The 20,974-nt window shown below is 44.9% G+C and carries 24 protein-coding genes; 8 read left to right on the top strand and 16 right to left on the bottom strand.

Annotation, left to right across the window (positions count from 1 at the left end; genetic code table 11):
- Positions 1-24 precede the first annotated feature (24 nt).
- Positions 25-507: a transcription elongation factor GreB gene (gene greB / locus Q8W40_RS12810; RefSeq protein WP_101115672.1), complete on the top strand. Its 483-nt coding sequence runs from the start codon at positions 25-27 to the stop codon at positions 505-507.
- Positions 508-546: 39 nt separating this feature from the next.
- Positions 547-2,904, top strand: a complete 2,358-nt coding sequence (locus Q8W40_RS12805; protein WP_305397559.1) for a Tex family protein — start codon at positions 547-549, stop codon at positions 2,902-2,904.
- A 75-nt stretch (positions 2,905-2,979) separates the two neighbouring features.
- Here the strand turns inward: Q8W40_RS12805 and Q8W40_RS12800 are convergent, their stop codons facing one another.
- From Q8W40_RS12800 to Q8W40_RS12785, 4 genes are read right to left on the bottom strand one after another with little or no spacing between them, the layout of a single operon-like run.
- Entirely contained in the window at positions 2,980-4,746 is a 1,767-nt protein-coding gene (locus tag Q8W40_RS12800) for a polysaccharide deacetylase family protein (RefSeq protein ID WP_305397558.1), read from the bottom strand.
- Positions 4,746-5,477 (bottom strand): 3-deoxy-D-manno-octulosonic acid kinase, encoded by a 732-nt coding sequence (locus Q8W40_RS12795; protein ID WP_305397556.1) that lies wholly within the window; start codon positions 5,475-5,477, stop codon positions 4,746-4,748. Before Q8W40_RS12795 ends, Q8W40_RS12800 begins: the two co-directional genes overlap by 1 nt.
- 51 nt (positions 5,478-5,528) lie before the next feature.
- On the bottom strand, positions 5,529-6,383 hold the full coding sequence (ubiA, locus tag Q8W40_RS12790; RefSeq protein WP_305397555.1) for a 4-hydroxybenzoate octaprenyltransferase: 855 nt from the start codon (positions 6,381-6,383) through the stop codon (positions 5,529-5,531).
- Entirely contained in the window at positions 6,384-6,923 is a 540-nt protein-coding gene (locus Q8W40_RS12785; RefSeq protein WP_101115669.1) for a chorismate lyase, read from the bottom strand.
- A 131-nt stretch (positions 6,924-7,054) separates the two neighbouring features.
- Between Q8W40_RS12785 and Q8W40_RS12780 the strand changes: the two genes are divergently transcribed.
- Positions 7,055-7,465: a flagellar basal body-associated protein FliL gene (locus Q8W40_RS12780; protein ID WP_305397554.1), complete on the top strand. Its 411-nt coding sequence runs from the start codon at positions 7,055-7,057 to the stop codon at positions 7,463-7,465.
- Positions 7,466-7,533: 68 nt separating this feature from the next.
- Here Q8W40_RS12780 and glpG read toward each other — a convergent pair whose 3' ends face one another.
- The 6 genes from glpG to ftsY all read right to left on the bottom strand — a co-directional run bounded on the left by glpG (position 7,534) and on the right by ftsY (position 12,989).
- Entirely contained in the window at positions 7,534-8,367 is an 834-nt protein-coding gene (gene glpG / locus Q8W40_RS12775) for a rhomboid family intramembrane serine protease GlpG (protein WP_305397553.1), read from the bottom strand.
- A gap of 9 nt (positions 8,368-8,376) precedes the next feature.
- Positions 8,377-8,697: a thiosulfate sulfurtransferase GlpE gene (glpE, locus tag Q8W40_RS12770; protein ID WP_101115666.1), complete on the bottom strand. Its 321-nt coding sequence runs from the start codon at positions 8,695-8,697 to the stop codon at positions 8,377-8,379.
- A gap of 385 nt (positions 8,698-9,082) precedes the next feature.
- Entirely contained in the window at positions 9,083-9,940 is an 858-nt protein-coding gene (gene rpoH / locus Q8W40_RS12765; protein WP_305397552.1) for an RNA polymerase sigma factor RpoH, read from the bottom strand.
- Between the two features lie 172 nt (positions 9,941-10,112).
- Complete coding sequence (gene ftsX / locus Q8W40_RS12760; RefSeq protein ID WP_305397551.1) at positions 10,113-11,045, bottom strand: permease-like cell division protein FtsX; 933 nt, start codon at positions 11,043-11,045, stop codon at positions 10,113-10,115.
- A complete protein-coding gene (gene ftsE, locus Q8W40_RS12755; RefSeq protein ID WP_305397550.1) occupies positions 11,035-11,709 on the bottom strand; it encodes a cell division ATP-binding protein FtsE in 675 nt (224 codons plus the stop codon). The genes ftsX and ftsE overlap by 11 nt, the downstream gene beginning before the upstream one ends.
- Before the next feature lie 47 nt (positions 11,710-11,756).
- The gene (gene ftsY, locus Q8W40_RS12750; RefSeq protein ID WP_305397548.1) at positions 11,757-12,989 is read right to left on the bottom strand and encodes a signal recognition particle-docking protein FtsY; all 1,233 of its coding nucleotides are present in this window, start codon (positions 12,987-12,989) and stop codon (positions 11,757-11,759) included.
- Positions 12,990-13,070: 81 nt separating this feature from the next.
- Here ftsY and rsmD point away from each other — a divergent pair, with 81 nt between their 5' ends.
- Together rsmD and Q8W40_RS12740 are read left to right on the top strand one after the other, a co-directional pair.
- Entirely contained in the window at positions 13,071-13,670 is a 600-nt protein-coding gene (gene rsmD / locus Q8W40_RS12745; protein WP_305397546.1) for a 16S rRNA (guanine(966)-N(2))-methyltransferase RsmD, read from the top strand.
- Entirely contained in the window at positions 13,667-13,933 is a 267-nt protein-coding gene (locus tag Q8W40_RS12740) for a DUF1145 domain-containing protein (protein WP_305397545.1), read from the top strand. Before rsmD ends, Q8W40_RS12740 begins: the two co-directional genes overlap by 4 nt.
- 137 nt (positions 13,934-14,070) lie before the next feature.
- Here the strand turns inward: Q8W40_RS12740 and Q8W40_RS12735 are convergent, their stop codons facing one another.
- The 4 genes from Q8W40_RS12735 to Q8W40_RS12720 all read right to left on the bottom strand — a co-directional run bounded on the left by Q8W40_RS12735 (position 14,071) and on the right by Q8W40_RS12720 (position 16,953).
- Positions 14,071-14,661, bottom strand: a complete 591-nt coding sequence (locus Q8W40_RS12735) for a YhgN family NAAT transporter (protein ID WP_305397543.1) — start codon at positions 14,659-14,661, stop codon at positions 14,071-14,073.
- Between the two features lie 78 nt (positions 14,662-14,739).
- Complete coding sequence (locus tag Q8W40_RS12730) at positions 14,740-14,976, bottom strand: YecH family metal-binding protein (RefSeq protein WP_101115659.1); 237 nt, start codon at positions 14,974-14,976, stop codon at positions 14,740-14,742.
- A 44-nt stretch (positions 14,977-15,020) separates the two neighbouring features.
- Complete coding sequence (locus Q8W40_RS12725; RefSeq protein ID WP_305397541.1) at positions 15,021-15,644, bottom strand: lysoplasmalogenase family protein; 624 nt, start codon at positions 15,642-15,644, stop codon at positions 15,021-15,023.
- 943 nt (positions 15,645-16,587) lie between these two features.
- A complete protein-coding gene (locus Q8W40_RS12720) occupies positions 16,588-16,953 on the bottom strand; it encodes a DUF4145 domain-containing protein (RefSeq protein WP_101115656.1) in 366 nt (121 codons plus the stop codon).
- A gap of 234 nt (positions 16,954-17,187) precedes the next feature.
- Between Q8W40_RS12720 and Q8W40_RS12715 the strand changes: the two genes are divergently transcribed.
- On the top strand, positions 17,188-17,517 hold the full coding sequence (locus tag Q8W40_RS12715; RefSeq protein ID WP_126606994.1) for a DUF2500 domain-containing protein: 330 nt from the start codon (positions 17,188-17,190) through the stop codon (positions 17,515-17,517).
- 34 nt (positions 17,518-17,551) lie between these two features.
- Here the strand turns inward: Q8W40_RS12715 and Q8W40_RS12710 are convergent, their stop codons facing one another.
- Entirely contained in the window at positions 17,552-18,571 is a 1,020-nt protein-coding gene (locus tag Q8W40_RS12710) for an acyltransferase (protein WP_305397539.1), read from the bottom strand.
- Positions 18,572-18,696: 125 nt separating this feature from the next.
- On the bottom strand, positions 18,697-19,416 hold the full coding sequence (locus Q8W40_RS12705) for an SDR family oxidoreductase (protein WP_305397537.1): 720 nt from the start codon (positions 19,414-19,416) through the stop codon (positions 18,697-18,699).
- 125 nt (positions 19,417-19,541) lie between these two features.
- Here Q8W40_RS12705 and Q8W40_RS12700 point away from each other — a divergent pair, with 125 nt between their 5' ends.
- Entirely contained in the window at positions 19,542-20,372 is an 831-nt protein-coding gene (locus Q8W40_RS12700) for a LysR family transcriptional regulator (protein ID WP_305397535.1), read from the top strand.
- A 125-nt stretch (positions 20,373-20,497) separates the two neighbouring features.
- Entirely contained in the window at positions 20,498-20,968 is a 471-nt protein-coding gene (locus tag Q8W40_RS12695; RefSeq protein ID WP_101115651.1) for a Dps family protein, read from the top strand.
- Positions 20,969-20,974: the final 6 nt, after the last annotated feature.

Below are 20,974 nucleotides of genomic sequence, written 5' to 3'. Positions count from 1 at the left end.
ATTTCGGATACCGCTCTGAACAGGATGAAAACAAATTTAATTACTCGAGAAGGCTTTAATCGCCTTAAAAAAGAGCTCGATTTTCTGTGGAAAGAAGACCGCCCAGAAGTGACAAAAAAAGTCACGTGGGCAGCAAGCCTTGGCGATCGCTCAGAAAATGCGGATTATCAATACAACAAAAAGCGCCTACGTGAAATCGACCGCCGAGTGCGCTACCTAAGAAAGCGTCTAGAGCAAGTGAAAGTGATCGACTACGCACCTCAACAAGAAGGCAAAGTCTTTTTTGGCGCGTGGGTAGAAGTGGAAAACGAAAGCGGAGAGACCAAATCTTTTCGCATAGTCGGTCCCGATGAAATTTACGGTGGCGTCAAAGACTACATTTCCATCGACTCACCCATGGCGCGCGCTCTATTGAAAAAAGAAGTGGACGATGAATGCGTCGTTCGCACTCCTGACGGTGAAAAAGAGTGGTTTGTTAACGCCATTCGCTACGATAAATCTTCGTAGCCACACCTATTCCCCAAATTTTACTAAGAGTACACACGGATGAGCCAAGCTATCTGTCAAACCATTGCTCAGGAACTGAACGTTCGCACTGAGCAAGTCTTATCAGCCGTTACCCTAATTGATGACGGAAATACCGTCCCATTTATTGCCCGTTACCGTAAAGAAGTGACAGGTGGATTGGATGATACTCAACTTCGAAACTTGGATTCTCGCCTTTCTTATCTGAGAGAAATGGATGAACGCCGACAGACCATCATCAAGTCCATTCAAGATCAGGGAAAACTAACACCTGAGCTTGAAGCAGAGATCAACGGTGCAGACAGCAAAACACGCCTTGAGGACTTATACCTACCGTATAAACCGAAGCGCCGCACCAAAGGTCAAATCGCGATTGAAGCTGGGTTAGGGCCCCTTGCCGATACCCTATGGCAACAACCAGAACATAACCCAGAGTCCGAAGCAGAAACGTATCTCAATTCAGAAAACGGCATTGGGGATACAAAGGCTGCGTTAGATGGTGCTCGTGCCATCATCATGGAGCGTATTGCTGAAGACGCGAACTTGTTGGAGAAAGTCCGTGTTTACTTAAACAAGCATGCCGAATTGAAGGCTCGCGTTATTGAAGGCAAAGAGCAAGAAGGCGAAAAATTCAAAGATTACTTTGAGCACGATGAAGCCATCAGCAAAGCGCCGTCTCACCGTGCATTAGCCATGTTACGTGGGCGAAATGAAGGCTTCCTTCAATTATCCATGAATGCGGATCCACAGCAGGAAGAGGGGCAGCGAGGTTCGTACTGTGAGTCCATCATTGCCGAGCACTATGGTATCCACCTGAGCCAAGCGCCCGCCGACAGTTGGCGTAAACAAGTCATCAGCTGGGCATGGCGCATTAAAGTGTCCATGCACATGGAAACAGAATTGATGGGAGCACTGAAAGAGCGCGCTGAAATTGAGGCCATTGAAGTTTTCGCCACCAACTTGAAAGACCTACTCATGGCTGCGCCTGCCGGTCCTAGAGCGACATTAGGTCTTGATCCGGGTTTACGTACGGGTTCTAAAATTGCAGTGGTTGATTCAACAGGTAAAGTCCTTGCCACTGACACCATCTACCCTCACCCACCACAAAAGCAATACGACAAATCGGCACATGTGGTGGAGCAGCTGGTTCGTCAGTTCAATGTTGACCTCATTGCTATTGGTAACGGTACGGCTTCACGTGAAACCGATGCCTTTGTTGCCGAGGTTATCAAACGCGGTAATCTCAAAGTGCAGAAGATCATCGTCAGTGAGGCGGGTGCATCGGTGTACTCCGCATCTGAGCTTGCCGCCAATGAATTCCCGAATATGGATGTCTCACTGCGCGGTGCGGTGTCGATTGCCCGTCGCTTACAAGATCCGTTGGCTGAATTGGTGAAAATCGATCCTAAATCGATCGGTGTCGGTCAATATCAGCATGATGTAAGCCAAAACTTGCTGGCGAAACGTCTTGATGCGGTCGTGGAAGATTGTGTGAATGCCGTGGGTGTAGATGTGAATACAGCATCTTCCGCACTGCTGACCCGTGTCGCTGGCCTTTCAACGACTATTGCACAAAACATTGTGAACTATCGCGATGAAAATGGGCGCTTTGCGAATAGGACCACATTGAAAAAAGTCGCACGTTTAGGTCCAAAAGCGTTTGAGCAATGTGCTGGCTTCCTACGTATCATGGATGGGAAAAACCCACTGGATGCTTCTTCTGTTCACCCAGAAGCTTACCCCGTGGTGAAATCCATCGCTGAGAAAAACCAAAAAGACATCAAAGTGATGATCGGCGACAGCGGATTCCTGAACTCACTTAAAGCCGTCGATTACACCAACGATTCATTCGGTCTGCCAACAGTTACCGACATCATCAAAGAGCTCGACAAACCCGGTCGCGATCCTCGCCCAGAGTTTAAAACCGCCACTTTTGCCGACGGCATTAACAAAGTTTCGGATTTAGAGCCCGGCATGGTACTGGAAGGCGTGGTGTCTAACGTGGCCAACTTCGGGGCTTTCGTGGACATTGGTGTGCATCAAGATGGCTTAGTGCACATATCTGCACTCACAGATCGCTACGTCTCTGACCCACGCGAAGTGGTAAAAGCGGGTGACATCGTGAAAGTGAAAGTCATGGAAGTGGATGTGCAACGTAAGCGAATCGGGTTGTCCATGCGTTTAAACGACGAGCCGGGGCAAGATAGCCGTAGCTCTCGACCTGCAAGTAATCGCCCTTCTGGTCAGCGTCAAGACAGAAACAATCAACGCCATAACAAGGGCAACCATCGCGATAAGCAAAGCCAACGTCAAGAACCTCAAAACGGCGCAATGGGTGGCGCATTCGCGGCAGCTTTTGCCAATGCGAAGAAACGTTAATCCCCTCCCAAGGTAAAAAATAGAAAAGGCGCTGAACTCAGCGCCTTCTTTATATTCCGCGAGTAACCGTTCAGGTTACTTAGCTTTTCGGAACGTATAGTTACCTTTGATTTTTCGCCACAATCCAAGCACGTCCGTTCTCGGGAAAATCGCTATTCGCCTGATTTGATAAGGATCCTGATGAAGCGCGTGCGGACCAGAATTGGTTGCGACACTGAAGTCATAACCCAATTCTTTGCTAATGCGTTTTGTGTCTTCGTTATGGTCACCATACGGGTAAGCAAACGACGTCAGCGACTTACTCAGTAAGGTCTCCAGCTCTTCTTTGTTGGCTTTGATTTCATGCCTCTGCTGCGCTTCATCCAGTTGGCTGAGCTTCGGATGCGTCAGTGTATGTCCACCCACTTCGACCAAACCAGAATCCGACATCTCTTTTAGCTGCTCACGAGACATCAACTCCACTTTGCGATCCGGTGTCTCTACCCCTTCTACATCCCAGCGGTTGTAGGTTTCGCCCGTCACCGCATAAAGCACCGCTTTGAAGTTGTACTTTTTCAGCAAGGGCAACAGTAACTCGTGGTTATCTTTGAACCCATCATCCACCGTGAGCATGATGAACCGCCTACCCGGAGACAGCCTATGAATGAAACCCTTATCTTTCAGATCTTCAAAGGTGACGGTTTCAAAACCCATCTTCTTAATCAGCTGGAAATGCTTTTCAAGCATGTCTATGTGCATGAATGTACCGTGAATGCCTTTTTCCGAGTCGTCCCGAATAAAGCGGTGGTACATGATGATGGGCATCTCTTTTTGCAGCTTGGTTATCGTGACATCCTGATAAATACCTTCAAGCTGCTCAACGATAGAATCCAGCTCGTAGTTCTCGCGAATGGTACGCGATACATTTTCATCGCAATGAGGCTGACTCACAGCTTGTTCAACCAACGCTGGAACTTGAGTGAAATCGATATCGAGATCTTTTGGTCCAATGTCGCCAAAGTTGGTAGACATCGCTGTGCCAACATTTTTCTGATTCACCAATCCGACCAAACTGGCTTCTCCAACCGCCAAGGTTGGTCGACCGCAAAGCAGTGACTCCATGGCAACTCGCCCAGCACCAATAACCAAGTCCGACTGCGCCAGCATAGAAACCACATCATCGGTATAACCGGTAAAATCAACCGTATCGGTAAAAGGTTTGAACCGGTCGGTGACCTCGCTTCCCGTCACCACTTTTACTTGGTACTTATCGGTGTCCAAACACTCTTTTAGTAACTGGTAACACAAGTCGCCCTTCGGACCGCTCAGGCGGCCAATAATCGTGATAACAGGTTTGGCGTTCTGAGGTGCTGGAACCCATTGAAATTCGGAGGTATTGATACCGTTTCGGCTGACTTCCAACTTCGCTTCGGGCACCTCAAGTTCATCAATAAGCTGCTTTTGAATGGCTTCACACACCGGAAGCGCTTTGTCGCCCATGGCGTGGAATCTTTTGCGTGAAGCATGGACGGGTTGACGACCATGAACGGTTGTCACCATTGGGGTGTTGGTAAGCTTACAGGCAATATGGCAGCTCCAGCTTGATGCTCGGGAGTGCGCATGTACCAATTGAATTCTGTGTTTTTTGATCAGATAGATCAGATAGCCAACGTGCCAGAAGCGGCGAAATACGCTTCGTTTGTTGAAACGAAGCTTAAAGAACTCCCCTTTGTGTGGCTTAGTCAGGGTATCGGATACGTATTTTACGTTGTGACCCAGTTCTGTGAGTTTGTCGCCAACTGTTGTGGCGTAGACTTCCGCACCCGTAACTTCAAGCTGAGACAACGCCATTAGGATATTCATTATTTGTTTTCCATTGCAGCATTCGAAGGGGTTGACTGGTAGCCTGCTACCAAGTCATCCCAATCTGAGAGGTTCCAATGAATGGAACGTTTTTTCTTTTCTTTTTCAAAGGATCGCAACAAGCGCGCGAGATTGCTTTCTTGCCAATCTGTCCCTGATTGAGCACCACATTTATCAAAATCGATCAGCCAGACATCGCTCTTCGCATCAATCAGGATGTTGTGGATATTCAGGTCGGTATGGTTCACGCCTGCGTCGTGCATCTTTCTGATTTCTCGCCCAATGCGACGATAGATATCCGAACTCAGCGGCTGTTCGACCAATACCGCCACCAAATCTTTGGCATCTTTGACTTTCTCAGTCAGGATATCTGCTCGGTAGAGAAATCCTTTTTTCGTTACCTGTGCTGCAATGGGTTTGGGCACGCGAACGCCAGCTTGGCTTAATTCGTCTAACACCTTTAATTCCTGATAGCAGCGCGTATTTTCCCAACCAGAAAACCAGTAATCGTCCCGCACTAACTTACCGAACAAGCCACCGCGATAGTAGTGCCTTAGCGCCGCCTCTCGACCTTCAAGATCTAAAAATAAGGTGGTTCCTCGCCCTTTGGCACTGCCGATCACCTTACCGGAGGCTTTCCAATATTCAGGGTCAAATAAATGATGCTCCGGTTTTACCAGGGCATCATCAAACCAAATAATCTGATTGTCGGAACGAAAAGATTTGAGCATGGTTGTCTACTGAATGTTTAAGTAAGTGGACAGTGTAGCGAATTCAAGCGATTAGAAATAGTAAATCGCTAACCCAAGGGTAATAACCATTCCAACGTAGTTATTGTTGAGGAAGGCTTGGAAGCATGCGTCTCGATCGCGGTGTCGCATTAAGTGCTGCTGATACACAAACAATGCACCTGTCGCCAATACACCCCAATAGTATCCGCTGCCTAATTGAAGCCACATCCCAAGCACAATCAACAGTGCGACGGAAACTAACTGCAGCAATCCAATGATCAGTTTATCGAAGCGGCCGAATAAAATGGCCGTTGATTTGATGCCGATTTTGAGGTCATCGTCGCGGTCAACCATGGCGTACTGGGTGTCGTATGCAATGGTCCACAAAGCGTTGATAGCAAAAATTAACCAGACTTGAGGAGGCAATTCTCCCGCTTGCGCAGCCCACGCCATTGGGATAGCCCAACTGAACGCCAAGCCAAGAAACAGTTGAGGTAAATGCGTAAAACGCTTCATAAATGGGTAAATGAAGGCGAGCACAATCCCGATAAAAGAGAGCTGGATAGTCAATGTGTTCATGGTAAGAACCAAGACAAATGACGCTAATCCAAGGACCGCAAAAAGCGCTAATGCTTCTTTTCCACTGACTAAGCCCGATGGAAGTGGACGATTTTGGGTTCGTTTAACATGCCCATCAAAATCGCGATCTGCATAATCATTGATCACACAACCAGCAGAGCGCATTAAAAATACACCAGCAATAAAAACGACCAGTACATCCCATTGTGGAAAACCTTCGGCTGCTAAGAACAGCGCCCATAACGTCGGCCAAAGAAGCAACAACGAACCAATTGGACGATCCAGCCGCATAAGTTGGAAGTACGCTTGCGCTTTCGCCTTCAACATTTATACCTTCTCCTTGGTATAGATCGGTGCATCTGGTAGAAATAATTCCGCCACGAGCATGGGTTTGTGATTCATCCAAAGTGTCGAGCGTCTTGCCATTAGATCACCTGTTGGAAGTTTCGCCCACCCAAGCTCTAAACCATCTCGACGCACATCTTCTGCACTAAACACGGTTAACCCTAAAGGTATGGTTCCCTGGCGAGCTAAGTCCGATTGTTGACCTTGCAAAGAGGATACGGGAATCAAAGTTCTGCCTATGACCCAAGGAGAGGCGTCACCGGATAAAACCACTTCACGTAATAAGCATGATTCAGCAGGTAAACGGTTCAGTTCATCTATGGTTAACGCGTCTGATTCAACGGTACTGTTATTCAATAAATCCACGCCTAAGTGACTGCATCTCTGCGCCAATAAGCGTGATAGCGAACCGGACTCTAGCAACCAACGTTTTGAATGCTCATCGCGATAAGAAAAGTGCTCAGGTGATTGCCAGGTAACTGATTTCAGTGCGGTTAAGTACAACGATTTCAACTCATCCATACCATTATTCTATTAGACGCATTACAATAAAATGTGATGCCGGAAAAATTTCTTTTAATTTGGTCACTGTTGACCCACTATTGTATCAGACTATCCATACCCAAGTTACCCATAAAAAGAAAAGACACATTATGATTCGAAATCTTATAAAGCCATGTATCTTAGCTTTCGCTCTACTTTTTTCTGCTGCAGGAGCCACAGAGGAAGAAAAAACGGGACCTCAGTTCGCTTACTATACGTTGCAACCAGATTTAACGACCAATTTTCACACGAGCGGGAAAAAGCTGGGTTACCTTCAAGTGCGTATAGACATTATGGTCGCTGACGCGACATTTGTCCCTTTACTGGAGCAACACACACCGCTGATTAGAGACGCAGTGATAGATTTGCTTGGTAAACAAAGCGAAGATAAAGTGAAATCCCTGTCGGGAAGAGAAGATTTACGTAAAGAGTTGATGGCACACTTGAATGAAATTTTGCTGCCTGAAACAGGAAAAACAGTCGTAGCAGACCTACTCTTTACCAAGTATCTTTATCAATGAGTGATAAAGGAAAAGCGTATTGTTTGGAAAGGCAATCCGTTGAAAAATGAATGTTTTAAAAAGAGATACTAAGTATCTCTTTTTTTATGCGCGTCAATTAAACCAAGAGCACAACCGGTCACCAACCCCATAACATGAGCTGTATTGGCAATCGCCATAAACGGCTGTGCAAAACCGATTACCACCCACACCAGCATAAAGCCCACAATGGGTTTGGCTATCGTAATACCTAAATGCGGCGCTTTCCAACTGAGCATCCAGATATACCCTAATAGGGCGTAAACCACGCCAGACAGCCCACCAAAGTTAGGCCCAGCAACCAAATACTGTCCGAGCCCAGATACCGCTGCTGAAACGAAGAACAGCAGTAAGAGTTTCTCACCACCTAATTTACGCTCTATATCACCCCCCAACTGCCACCACCACAACACATTGAATACGATGTGAAGCGCTGAAAAGTGAAGAATGGCATGGCTAAACCAACGCCAGACTTCAAAAGCTTGCTGTGAAGATGCCGGAAAGTGGAAGGTATTTAAAAGTACAGGTTCAAAGCCGATGATTTGCCCAAGGAATACAACAGCGCATACGATCATTCCAATGAGCGTGATAGGACCAGCTTTTGCGGTAATCATCGATGCCATGGAAGGAGAGCCATAATGAAATTGGCTCTTGCGACTTTCTGCAACGTTCCAAGAGGCTTCAAGATACTTGGGGTTATCTGGGTGTTGAGTAAAAAGAGTAAATTCAGCTTGCGCTTCATCGACATCCTGATCATTCATCACCCAAAGTGCGAAGCGCCCTTCCCCTTCGGGCATCATTTCAACCAAGATGCCCCTTGTCGCCATATAATCTATATATGCCTGCCCCAATCTTGGGTTATTCACATCAGCCAGTCTGATCAAAGAGTTAACCTATACCGATTCGATTGAATTTCCACTACGTTGCCATGCCTCGAAGCCACCATCAACGCTGTACACTTCTTCAAAACCTTGATTCACCATATATTGCGCTGCACCTTGGCTGCTCACGCCGTGGTAACACATGACCAAAATGGGTTGTTCAAATTCATGATCATTCATGAAAGACACAATTGTGTCATTGGTCAGATGAAAAGCACTCGGTGCATGAGCCAAAGCAAATGACTGCGGATCACGAATGTCCACCATGACGGCTTCGCCACTCTCCAATTTCAGCTTCGCTTGCTCGACATCAATGTGTTTGAACTGCTCCATTTGATTCCTTATCAGAGTATTTTTTGAAAATTATTGGTCTGGTGTAAGTGTAACGTATCCAAAGGCAAAGTTAGACCCGTAACCGATAAGGTTATCCACTACTGTGTAATTTTGCACCATTTGTGGAAAACTCTGTGGATTGCGTTGATAAAGTGTCTTTTGGATCTTAGATCCACAATATGTAGTGATGATCTTTGTTTTTCTGTGTGTAAGAGCAAACATATCCCCATAGGTCAAAAGCTCTCCCACCCCAATATACACCCGTATTGACCACTATAACCGAAAGTTATTTTCACAGAGTTATCCACAATTAATTTGTAAAATTGAAGATCAAAAAAGCCGGGTCCTTTCGGATCCCGGCTTTTCAAATTCTTTCGGTGTTAGCTTAGAATTCACCAACTGCTAATTTCAGCTTCTTCATCGCATTCTTTTCTAGTTGTCGAATACGTTCTGCCGACACACCGTATTTATCTGCCAGTTCTTGAAGCGTCGATTTTTGGTCATCAAGCCAACGAGAGCGAACGATAAATTGGCTTCGTTCATCCAATGTTGCCAAAGCGTGGCTCAGGCGATTATTGGTGTGCGCTTCCCAGTTATCGGCCTCAACGTTTTCAGCGACATCCGATTGCTTGTCTTCCAAGTACAAAACAGGCGCTGAGTATGCAGCGGCGGAATCATCGTCTTCCGCGGGTAATTCAAATGCGGCATCTTGAGCAGCCAAGCGTGATTCCATCTCACGAACTTCTGAAGGCTCTACACCAAGTTCACGAGCAACGGTTTCTACTTCACCGTTATTAAACCAGCCTAAACGCTTTTTAGATTTACGTAAGTTGAAGAATAACTTGCGTTGCGCCTTGGTTGTGGCGATTTTTACAATACGCCAGTTACGCAAAACGTATTCGTGAATTTCAGCTTTTATCCAGTGAACAGCAAACGATACCAAACGCACACCCACTTCTGGGTTAAAGCGTTTTACGGCTTTCATTAAGCCAATGTTGCCTTCCTGAACTAAGTCTGCCATTGGCAAACCATAACCTGAATAACCGCGAGCAACATGAACGACAAATCGCAGGTGAGAAAGGATGAGACCTTTCGCTGCATCAATTTCACCTTTGTAGTGTAGTCTCTCGGCGAGTCCACGTTCCTCTTCAGCGGTTAGCATTGGGTAGCCATTCACTGAACGGATATAGCTGTCTAGGCTATCTTGTGTTACTAAAGCCATAGAATACGCTTGCTTAGTCATTCAATTCCTCATTCGTCTCTTAATTAGAGCAATGGTTAATCTAACGTCGCCTTCTTGAACTCAAAATGAACAGATTCCAAGAGGGGAAAGTTATTATCCATAGTTCTACGTCACTGGCAAGTCAGAGATCGCCTCTACCGGCCACTTAACCTGAATATATGACTTAAAAATGCTACACAGGTTCAATTTCTTTTAAGTGACGCTGAGCGGATAGTTTAGCGGCTATCAGCCCTAATGCCGTACCAATCATCAGTAAGATAACGGTTTCATCCCAATTCATACCAATCAATCGAAACTGACTGTCGTACAGAATAGCTAAGTCTTCAACGGCACCATTCAATAAAATAGTAATGATTGCGGTTAAAATCCATGCGGTAATTGCGCTGATTCCACCAAACCACATACCCGTGTATAGATAAGGTCTCAGAATAAAGCCATCGGTTGCTCCAATGAGCTTCATCACTTGTATTTCTTCTTTGCGGGCCAGCACATTAAAACGCAATGTATTTCCTACGATAAGGAAGACGGCGCCGAGCATTAAAAAACCCAATGCTGCAGCCAAAACTAGCGCTAAGTTGCGAATAGCACCGAGCCTTTCCAGCCAGTCTTCATCCATTCGCACATCCGTTACTTCGGTGTAATTCTGAATTTTCACCCTGAGTTTGGATATGTTGCTTTGTTCATCGGTGTTCGGTGTGATCACCAAAACAGCAGGTAATGCATAGTTATCCAGTAAGGATAAGGCTTGCTCCAGCCCCGAGTGCTGGCTCATGTCCTCAAGCCCCTGTTGAGAAGACACGTATTCGACAGCTTTTATTTCATCCAAGCTTTCGAGCTCATCTTTAAGCACCATAATACGAGCTTCTGGGGTCTGTTCGATCAGAAAGGCATTGATTTGCAGCGACGCATTCATCCCTTGAGCAGCGACACTTAAGTTTTTCCCTACCAAGTAAAGACAAGCTGGCAAGGTTAAAGCCATTGAGATGACGGCGAGTGTTAGCAAGTTGCCTAACGGGCGCTGCAGCAGCTCCATTAATGATACGCGCGCTTGCTTAAAGTGAGCTTTTAGGAAGTTGTCCGTTTTTGGACGATTTTTAGCGCCCATAGGTATCTACCTCACTCAAAAAGCCTTGATTTAACTCCAACCGGCGATATTGCGATCGCGTGTTCATTAAATCGACATCGTGCGTTGCAAATAGAATGGAGACACCTGCGCGGTTAAATTCATCGAACAAGCTCAGTACTCTATTCGACAAATCTGAATCGAGGTTACCTGTTGGTTCATCAGCTAATAGCAATGTCGGTCGATTGACGACAGCTCGTGCGATACCAACACGTTGCTGCTCCCCCCCAGACAACTGATTAGGCAAGCATCGCGCTTTATCCAACAAACCCGTTTTATCTAGCGAAGCAGAAACACGGCGTTTTATCTCATTTTCAGAGACAGATTCAATGCGCATTGGTAGCGCGACGTTGTCGTAGACACTTCGGTCCATTAACAAGCAGTGATCTTGGAAAACAATGCCGATATTACGGCGCAGGAAAGGAATGTCGCCATTTTTGATGCGTGTAACATCATGACCATTGAAGCTGATTTTCCCATCGGTTGGGCGTTCAATTGCACAAATTAGCTTAAGCAGGGTGCTTTTCCCCGCTCCTGAATGCCCACCAAGAAAAGCCATTTCTCCACGTCTAAGGTGGAAGTCAACTTTTTGCAGCGCTTGTCTGCCGCCACGATATGCTTTACTGACTTGCTGAAACCTGATCACGCGTGCTGATTCCTATGTATGCGCCATATTCATAATTTGTGGCGAACTTACTCTTCTCGACTAAACAGCGCATCAATGAATTCTTGCGTTTCAAATGGACGCAAATCATCGATGCCTTCACCCACACCAATATAGCGAATAGGAATCTGAAATTGATCGGCAATAGCGAAAATTACGCCACCTTTGGCAGTTCCATCAAGTTTTGTTAGCGTTATCCCCGTAACTGGTGCTACATCACTGAACAATTTCGCTTGGCTGATCGCGTTTTGACCCGTACCAGCATCAAGGGTAAGCATAATTTCGTGTGGCGCTGAGTCATCAATCTTCTTCATTACGCGTACGATTTTGCGTAATTCTTCCATAAGATTGCTCTTATTTTGCAAACGACCCGCGGTATCGGCAATAACAACATCCACTCCACGTGCTTTGGCAGCTTCAATGGCATCGTAAATCACTGAAGCACTGTCGGCACCTGTGTGCTGCGCGATAACTGGGACATCATTTCGCTGCCCCCAAACTTGTAGCTGCTCAACAGCGGCCGCGCGGAAGGTATCTCCAGCTGCCAACATGACTTTCTTGCCCTGAGACTGAAATTGCTTCGCCAGTTTACCAATGGTCGTGGTTTTACCTACACCATTAACACCTACCATCAAAATCACGTACGGCGTTTTGCTGGTATCCACTTCAAGGGGCTGTTCAACATGGCTTAAGATATCTGCCATCTCTTCTTTTAATAAACCGTAAAGCGCCTCACCATCTTTCAAATCGCGATGAGAAGCTTTCTCTGTCAGGCTGTCGATGATCTTAACGGTCGTATTCATACCAACATCGGCAATCAGAAGTTGCTCTTCGAGTTCTTCAAACAAATCGTCATCAATTTTTTTGCCTTTGAACATGCCAAAAAAACCTGCACCAATGTTCTCTTTGGTTCGGCTTAGGCTACGTTTTAGGCGTGTGAAGAAACTCTCTGTTGGTTTTTCTTGCTCAACGATTTCAGGCTGAGCAGGCTCAGGTAGATCAAGCGCTTTGGTAACCACTTCCTCTGCTTGTTCGCTTATCGTTGGCTCAGAAACATCTTGCGTTTCATCAACCGCGCCATCTGTTGGATCTTCTACAGATGCTTCCTTAACTTCTTCAGCGACAGGAGTTTGTGATGGGGCTTCTGATTGGTCTGATTCTTGTTGAACACCATCTTGAACTTGTTGGTTAGCTTGTTGGTTTTGTTCTTCTTCACCAAAGCCCAGCCAAGACAATAATCCGCGTTTTTTCTTACCTGTCATCGGGGTTCCTAAATAAACTTCAAAAACTTTCTGGTACACTTGACTGCGTATACTATCACTTTATTCGCGGTCAAAAAATCTATGGTAAGACGTCGTCAGTCAAACTCATCACAAAAAAAACAATCGAGCGGTTTTGTACGAATTATCAGTGGGCTTTGGCGAGGTCGCAAGTTGCCGGTTTACGACGCCGAAGGATTACGTCCGACCACCGACCGTGTCAAAGAGACTCTTTTTAATTGGCTGGCTCAAGATGTCCCGAGAGCGAAAGTTCTTGATCTATTTGCGGGGTCTGGAGGATTGGGGTTTGAATCCGCAAGCCGTCAGGCACAGCACGTCACTATGCTTGAAATGAACAAGCAGGCTCACAAGCAGCTTCAGTCAAATATTCAAACACTTGATGCCAGTAACATCGAAGCCATTCATACCGACGCATTGGCGTTTTTGAAGCAAGCAGGTACACCGTACAACGTGGTATTCATCGATCCCCCTTTTCGCAAAGGGTTGTTGGATGACGTGATACATTTGCTTGAACAAAATGGCTGGTTAAGCGCCAATGCGATGATTTATATTGAAGCGGAAAAAGAACTGACCATCGATGCCGTTCCGACACATTGGCAATTGCATCGGGAGAAAACCGCAGGTCAGGTTTGCTACCGTTTATTTGGAAGGGAAGAGAAATGAAAGTACTTCTAATTCTTGCGAAAGCCGCCATCGCGTTTGTATGGCTGGTATTGTTGATCAATATTTTTCATCCGTTTCCGGGTAAAGCCGCTATTGCACTGTACATTATGACGGCATTCTTGTTCTTCATGCACGGGCTTCAAATGTTGATTTTCTTGGGTGCTTTCGGCGATAAGATAAGCACCACTCGCTGGGAAAAGTGGTCAATACTAATATTTGGTATTTTCTCGTTACTGGATATCCGCAGAAAGTACATGAGCTAAATAACCTGAACTCAGGATAGATAAAAAACCGCAGTCTTAGGACTGCGGTTTTTCTTTGTTCTTATGAAAGTTAGGCGCTCTTGTACATACTTAAAGCTCCTGCGCTAACTTAACGCTTTTGCTCAAACCAAAAGCTCTTATGCCATTTTGAAATAGGCACTGACACCATCAAGGAACATCTGCGTTGAGATAATCACCAACAAAAGCCCCATTAAGCGCTCTACGGCTTTCAATCCCCGTTCTCCTAGCAACTTATGGAAGAAGTCATAAAACATCAGTATCAAAAAGCTGGCACCCCAAGCAATCATCACTGCACCTGACCACTCCCAAATTCTCGCTGGCTCCTGATTCGATAACAATAACAAAGACGCTATCACCGACGGCCCTGCAATCATTGGAATCGCGATTGGCACAATATAAGGCTCTTCTCCTGCCGCTAATCCAACAACACCTCCAGGCTGAGGAAAGATCATTCTAATCGCAATGATAAACAGAATAATACCACCGGAAATGCTCAACGTTTCTGGCTGTACATGCAGGAAGTTTAGGATTTTCTGACCTGCAAATAGGAACAGCAGCAAAATCATCAGTGCGAAGAGAAGCTCACGAGCGAGCACTTTTCTTCTTCGTTTGGGGTCTAGGTGCTTAAGAATGGACAGTAATACGGGCAAGTTACCCAACGGGTCCATAATCAAAAACAGCATGACAGCAGCGGATAAAATATCCATCTAAAATCTCAAGTCGGCATCAAATGCCGACAAGTATATACCCAAGTTACACGAAGGTGCAGAGTTCTAATCTCGAAATCAGTGGGAACAAACTCTCGCAGCATTCAATGAGAGCATTTCACCTTCGACAAAGATTTTTTGCCTTTGTACAAAGAATTCAAGCAGCTCTTCTATAGTCATGCCTTCACGGCTACAGGTGTGAAATGTCGCATCGTTACCAAACGACAGCTCAATGCGCTCTAGCAGCTGTTGAAGGTTAAGGTCTTGCTCTGCCAGCAAATGTAAAACTTGATGTGCGTGTACGGACTGAGACATGGCTTTCTCCAATTAGGGAATTGCCATTCAGACTAACGAAAGGGTTAACCAAGCGGTTGATTTAGCGCAATGATGGTTGAGATAGAGATAAAAAAGAGACCAATAAAATAGCTGGCTGAACACCAAGCTTCACCATTGCGGATTGGGCTTTTAAAGTGGTGTAGAACAAACGTCATCTGAGACATCAGCAATATAAGACACCCAACAACACCTAATAGACTAATTAAACTCATTTGAGTCAGCCATACTTCTCCTGACGCCCACAAGAGCTGTACCAAAACCATTCCCAAAACGCTGATGGGACCAAGCAGTTTATCCAGCTGAGGTAGTAAAAGAAGGAAAACAATCACACCCGCGGCAAAGAGAAAAGCAGGCAGCCACCATATAATGTCACTTTTGAATTGGGACCAAAAAGTACCACTGATAGCCACAACTGCAAATAAATCAATAAGAAAGGAAAGCTTGAATGTTGGTGAGGTGGATGTACGTAGAAGATCACTCACTCCAAACGCGCCCATACCAACTAGCAGCCACAACGAGGGCTCTGAAAACGGCACGGTTAGCCATATCGCGGCGCAAAGTAAAAGCGCGGCAATCGGTCTAAAAAAGCTGACTGCCCTGTCGGATGCATTTGAAGTTGCGATGTCTATTAGATTGGATTGCTTCACGCTTCATCGACCTCTTTTAACCGTTTCAATCCACCAGTTATGGCTACACTTAAAAAGTAGAGGCTCAGTGTAGAGAGAGATAATTTGAAGTCCAGCAGCAAATGCTCATAATTGGATCTAGATTAATCTTCAAACAGTATCTAGAACACCAACACAACATAGTTAAACAATCCATTAACAGTCACCTTGAAAACCCTCTTCTCAACCATTCTGTACATATTAGATCTTAAAAGTGTAGTTAATCTCTTTGATCAATCGCTTTAATCAAACAAGATGACTGATTATAAACTCACAATGAAACTCTTTAATTTCAATAATTAACACTAACTTAAAAATACAAATAAGGCACCAACCCTTTGCAAGCACCGTACTCCATTCTTATTTCATTTATTAATCTTAAATTTCTCACCAATGATATTCATTCTCATTAAGAAACAAAAATGACACCCTGCAAATCAAGAAACAGTGTTTTATTGAAATTAGAGGGATTAGTGGAGATCGAAAAGAGATTTATACAACAAACCATTATGAACAATATCTAACATTTAAAAAAACCAACAAATACAATGTATTAAAATCAAATTTTGACCGTCAATTGTTTTTCGCTCAAAATAAAAACAACAAAAACCTGACACTAAAGTGACGTAAATTGGTCGTTTTGAAGCTAGATTAGTTATGTTTTTGAGGCTTAGAGAAATAAATACTTGATCAAAACCCAAAATAAGTGCTATTCTTTTTGTCAACGGATAAATTATATATTTTAGGAGCAGCGTTATGATTACGTCTTCACAAAGACAAGGACTTGTAATGATTGCAGTAGTTGTTGGTTTAATGACGCTGCCAATGCTTTACATTTAAGTTCCAGCGAATCATTTCATGATGGAACGAATAAAAAAGGGTAACGCAATGCGTTACCCTTTTTTATTCGTTCAAATTCTGTTGTTTAAAGGTGTTTACTGAGTTCTTGCCAGTGCGCGTAATAGAAACTTAGAGCCACTAGTGTAATCACAACCATTAAACTCAGTGCCACCCCCCAAATAAATCGACCACTTCTCGGTGTCAGCTCTTTCTCACATTCATCACACAGCTTCAAAAAGCGAATGGAATCATCAAGCTCTTCTATATGTTCGTTAACAAGCGAATCCCTTGTTGCCGCTACTGTGCGTAATTTGTCGATCACGTCATGAGGTAATCGTTCTTCGCAGCTTGAAATCAACTGCTCCATCGTCCCACCAGATGCGTGGTATTGCTGCCTAAGCAACTTTTCCAGCCTGCGGGTCTTTGTCACGACTTTTTCAATATCTGACATTACCGTCCCTCCCTACTGGGTAGTTGGCACAACTTTCCACCAACACAACCAGTTTCATAACCTATTGCCCAGCATATACCTAACTCGCTGTTTTATGGCTATCCTCGTTTGAATTTAGCGCATTTACCGCAACAAATTCTCTAGCTAGATCACGATTTGTGTCGCATTCCTATGACGAAGCGTCTGGTAAGAGTAAAATTGAACACCATTGTGTTTCATAGATGATATTTCCTCATGCCTCTTACTCTGTTTGCCCTATTGATCCTTCTCGCGCTTGCTGCAGGTTGGTTTTTTGTTCAATTTCAAAAACGCCATACGTTTGGTGAAGATGCGCCAGAGCAAACAACGGAAGTGACCGTTTTAGACAAACAAATCATTGATGTTCCCGACCCTAAAGAAGGTGAAGAATCTCAAGAATATTGGATCTACATCCAAAAAGGTAAAGTCGGTCCTAAACGTGAATTCCAAATTGGTGTTCACTACTATCACGCTCTAAACCCAGGTGACAAAGGAACGCTGACTTATAAAGGTCAGAAGTTCATGCATTTTGCTTTAAAGCGTTAGGGCCTGTTGACCCAGTTCGATAGCGACACTGTTTCTATGGTACCAACCATCTTGTATGGCTTGACTTAGACAGCCCCCAGCTCATCAATAACGCGCCAAAGAATCCAATAAACGTCCACAGTGGGATCACCCATAATGGATGATTGCCTTCGTACCATTGCCACTGGTACAGGGGTAAAAGCATTAATGGGTGCATAAGATAAATCCCTAAGCTATGACGACTGACAAACGAAACCAAACGTTTCGCTTTGTCACTTAGCTTGGGGGCAAAGTATCTCACCAATAAAAACAGCGCCGCAGCTTCCATCACGGTGTTAATGGTTTTGTACGACAGCCATCGCCCAACTCGATATTGTTCTGCTTCTAAACTCAATGTAATCACTTGATAGGCATTACAAGCAATCGCTGCTATCGCCACTGTTCCCAGCAGTAAAACGAAAGACAAAGGCACGCTCTCTTGCTTAAACAACAAATAACCTAGAAGTAGGTATCCGGAAAAAAGCCACAAGTCGTTTGACCACAATCCATCAATAAAAAACAGATTCAGCGTTGTGGTTATCATCCAAACCCCCAGCAAAGCAATCAGCGGAGGGCGGTCAGCGTGTTGAACCAAGTGAGTCAGAAATGGGGCAACAAAATACAACGGGATAAAATAATAAAAAAAGCCAAGATGGTAATAGGTTTCGTGATAAAAAAACGCCGTGACTTTTTCTATTAGTACATTACGACTCAATCCATCCGTTAGGGAATAAGAGGCAATTACAGCGAAAATAAACGACCAAACCACAAACGGCACAACCACCTTCACCACCCGCCTTTGAACGTAATAACGCAAATTAAATGGGCGTTGATCACTGAGCAGCAACGCTCCTGTAATCATGATAAAAATAGGAACAGCCCAACGAATAGCGCTATTCAAGGTTATCGCACTAAGCCAGTGACCTATCGAGGTCTCCCCGAGTAAGTGACGATACGGACCAAGAACATGAATTGCGACAACAGCAACCGCCGCAACGCATCGCAATAGGTCAAAATAGAAAATTCTTTGTTGCATAACATACTCCCAACTTCCCCAAATATATCAGTAAAAGCCGGGAGTACTATGTTACCAACCGTCAGAAAAAGGGAACTCTCGGTCAGAAACAGGTGAGTATTTTCTGTTTGTTAGAACAGCTCACATTACGCTGGCTGACGCGTAGCGGCGATAACGATTTCACGCACACATACATTTTGTGGTTGGTTGTAGGCATAACTGATCGCATTAGCGATATCTTCTGGCACAATCACACCGCCCATGCCCTCTTTCCACTCTTCATAGCCCGCTTTGATGTCATCGCTGGTCGTATGGCTCAATAGCTCAGTTTCAACGGCGCCTGGTGCAATGGTGATCATCCGAACGCTGTCATCAGCCACTTCTTCACGAGTGTTTTCCGTAATGGCATGCACGGCAAACTTAGTGCCGCAGTATGCAGAATGACTAGGAAAGGTTTTGCGACCAGCAATGCTACTGATGTTGATGACGGTACCCGTTTTGCGAGCTTTCATTTTCGCCAGTACCACGTGGATACCATTCAACAAACCCATCACGTTCACATCAAACATGGTTTTCCACTCTTGCGGATCTTGCTCGTGCGCATTACCCAACAACATCACACCTGCGTTGTTGATCAAACCATCAACCGGGCCAAACGCCTCTTCCGCTTCCACAATTGCGGCTTCAAAGCTTTTCACATCGGTCACATCAACCTTTCGGCACAAAGTGTTAGGCAGGTTTAGTGCTTCCAGTTTCTCAATTCGGCGTGCCAGTAAAAGCAAAGAGTAGCCTTCTGCTGACAACTTTTTCGCGGTGGCTTCACCAATACCTGAACTTGCACCAGTAATTACTATTAACTTCGACATTTTCTTTCTCTCTATCTGTTTCACGGGAACGGAGGACACTATATGGATAAGAGAAATAAATGATAAATATCGTTTTCTGAGGTTTATGATAAGTTTAAGTTATAGATAATAATGAGAAGACCACTATGGATTTGCGTTTACTGAAAAGCTTTGTTGCGGTTTACGAAGAGAAGAACATTACACTCGCTGCAGAACGCTGCTTCGTCTCCCAGCCCTCTATCTCTAATGCTATTAAGCAGTTAGAAGAGGAATTGAATACATCTCTCTTTGTTAGGCACAAAAAAGGGGTCAACCTGACCGACGAGGCTCATCACCTTTACCCGCTGGCAATCCGCTTACTACATGACGTGCAAAAGCTGCCTTCGCTGTTCCAAGAACGCAATCAATGCCTACCAATTAAACTCGCTACCTTTCCAGACATCAGTCAATCAGAACTGGCAAAACTGCTGGCTAAGCTTGCCAAGCACGCTCCAAGCTTACTCATTGAACTGGTGGATCATAACGCAGATTATGATGCGCGAATCTCTTTGGATATGTTTCAGCAAGAAGACGAAATCTTCTCGCCACTTTGGGAGGAAGACTACGTCCTTTGCATGCTGTCCGATCACCCTTTAGCCAATCAAGACGCAGTGGATTTAAATCAGTTACATCAACATGATTTCATCGAATGCCCACCGTGTGAAGCCCACCAGCAAACCGTTGGGCTACTTGCCTGTGATGGGCTTGCTGTCAATTTGGTTGCTAAAGCTGAGCATAAAACACAAGTCATGCACTTGGCACAGGCGGGAGTGGGTATTTCGTTTCTGCCAACGGGTGTATTAGAAGCGTCTAACATGCTGGTCACCAAGGCATTAAATGGTCCAAGGATGTTTCGTCGGATCGGGCTGTGCTATCCAACCAATACCAGCCTTAATCCAGCCCTTCAATTAGTATTGAAAACGCTAAATCGAAACTAGGGTCTACTTTAAACAATAGCTTTTAGCTATTGAATTCATAATTACAATCGATTTTATCAAAAAATAAAATATAGCTATTCTACTCCCATAGCCAAGAAGAACATTCAAAACATTGGGAGAGCATTATGAATACGACACTTATCGGTTTAGACCAACAACAATCAGAAGACCTAGCACAAGCTCTGAATCAGCTACTCGCCAATTATCAGGTGCTGTACATGAACAGCCGCGGCTATCACTGGAACATCAAAGGTCATGCGTTTTTCGAATTGCATGAAAAATTTGAAGAAATCTACACTGACTTACAAACCAAAGTGGATGAAATCGCTGAACGTATCTTAACACTTGGGCACACACCGCTGCATAGCTTCTCGGAATACTTAGAAGTCAGCACGATAGAAGAACACACTCAAGCATTTGATGGCCAGAGCACAATGACTGGGCTTGTGAATGGTTTCGGGAAACTTATCCGTCAGCAACGCGACATTCTTGCAGTAGCAGGCGACGCAGACGATGAAGGCACTGCCGCACAAATGGGTGATTACATCCGTGAACAAGAAAAACTTGTGTGGATGCTGAACGCTTGGCTTCAGTAAGGTCTG

Origin of the sequence: Vibrio penaeicida, from assembly GCF_030689305.1 — a bacterium.
Classification (GTDB): Bacteria; Pseudomonadota; Gammaproteobacteria; order Enterobacterales; family Vibrionaceae; genus Vibrio; species Vibrio penaeicida_B.
The sequence above is the reverse complement of the archived record's forward strand: the minus strand, read 5'-3'. Positions and strand labels throughout refer to the sequence as shown.

Excerpts from the sequence above, each read along its gene's own strand:
- greB (WP_101115672.1), top strand. The coding sequence starts at position 25 with ATGAAAACAAATTTAATTACTCGAGAAGGCTTTAATCGCCTTAAAAAA.
- Q8W40_RS12805 (WP_305397559.1), top strand. The coding sequence starts at position 547 with ATGAGCCAAGCTATCTGTCAAACCATTGCTCAGGAACTGAACGTTCGC.
- Q8W40_RS12800 (WP_305397558.1), bottom strand. The coding sequence starts at position 4,746 with ATGAATATCCTAATGGCGTTGTCTCAGCTTGAAGTTACGGGTGCGGAA.
- Q8W40_RS12795 (WP_305397556.1), bottom strand. The coding sequence starts at position 5,477 with ATGCTCAAATCTTTTCGTTCCGACAATCAGATTATTTGGTTTGATGAT.
- ubiA (WP_305397555.1), bottom strand. The coding sequence starts at position 6,383 with ATGTTGAAGGCGAAAGCGCAAGCGTACTTCCAACTTATGCGGCTGGAT.
- Q8W40_RS12785 (WP_101115669.1), bottom strand. The coding sequence starts at position 6,923 with ATGGATGAGTTGAAATCGTTGTACTTAACCGCACTGAAATCAGTTACC.
- Q8W40_RS12780 (WP_305397554.1), top strand. The coding sequence starts at position 7,055 with ATGATTCGAAATCTTATAAAGCCATGTATCTTAGCTTTCGCTCTACTT.
- glpE (WP_101115666.1), bottom strand. The coding sequence starts at position 8,697 with ATGGAGCAGTTCAAACACATTGATGTCGAGCAAGCGAAGCTGAAATTG.
- rpoH (WP_305397552.1), bottom strand. The coding sequence starts at position 9,940 with ATGACTAAGCAAGCGTATTCTATGGCTTTAGTAACACAAGATAGCCTA.
- ftsX (WP_305397551.1), bottom strand. The coding sequence starts at position 11,045 with ATGGGCGCTAAAAATCGTCCAAAAACGGACAACTTCCTAAAAGCTCAC.
- ftsY (WP_305397548.1), bottom strand. The coding sequence starts at position 12,989 with ATGACAGGTAAGAAAAAACGCGGATTATTGTCTTGGCTGGGCTTTGGT.
- rsmD (WP_305397546.1), top strand. The coding sequence starts at position 13,071 with ATGGTAAGACGTCGTCAGTCAAACTCATCACAAAAAAAACAATCGAGC.
- Q8W40_RS12740 (WP_305397545.1), top strand. The coding sequence starts at position 13,667 with ATGAAAGTACTTCTAATTCTTGCGAAAGCCGCCATCGCGTTTGTATGG.
- Q8W40_RS12735 (WP_305397543.1), bottom strand. The coding sequence starts at position 14,661 with ATGGATATTTTATCCGCTGCTGTCATGCTGTTTTTGATTATGGACCCG.
- Q8W40_RS12730 (WP_101115659.1), bottom strand. The coding sequence starts at position 14,976 with ATGTCTCAGTCCGTACACGCACATCAAGTTTTACATTTGCTGGCAGAG.
- Q8W40_RS12720 (WP_101115656.1), bottom strand. The coding sequence starts at position 16,953 with ATGTCAGATATTGAAAAAGTCGTGACAAAGACCCGCAGGCTGGAAAAG.
- Q8W40_RS12715 (WP_126606994.1), top strand. The coding sequence starts at position 17,188 with ATGCCTCTTACTCTGTTTGCCCTATTGATCCTTCTCGCGCTTGCTGCA.
- Q8W40_RS12710 (WP_305397539.1), bottom strand. The coding sequence starts at position 18,571 with ATGCAACAAAGAATTTTCTATTTTGACCTATTGCGATGCGTTGCGGCG.
- Q8W40_RS12705 (WP_305397537.1), bottom strand. The coding sequence starts at position 19,416 with ATGTCGAAGTTAATAGTAATTACTGGTGCAAGTTCAGGTATTGGTGAA.
- Q8W40_RS12700 (WP_305397535.1), top strand. The coding sequence starts at position 19,542 with ATGGATTTGCGTTTACTGAAAAGCTTTGTTGCGGTTTACGAAGAGAAG.
- Q8W40_RS12695 (WP_101115651.1), top strand. The coding sequence starts at position 20,498 with ATGAATACGACACTTATCGGTTTAGACCAACAACAATCAGAAGACCTA.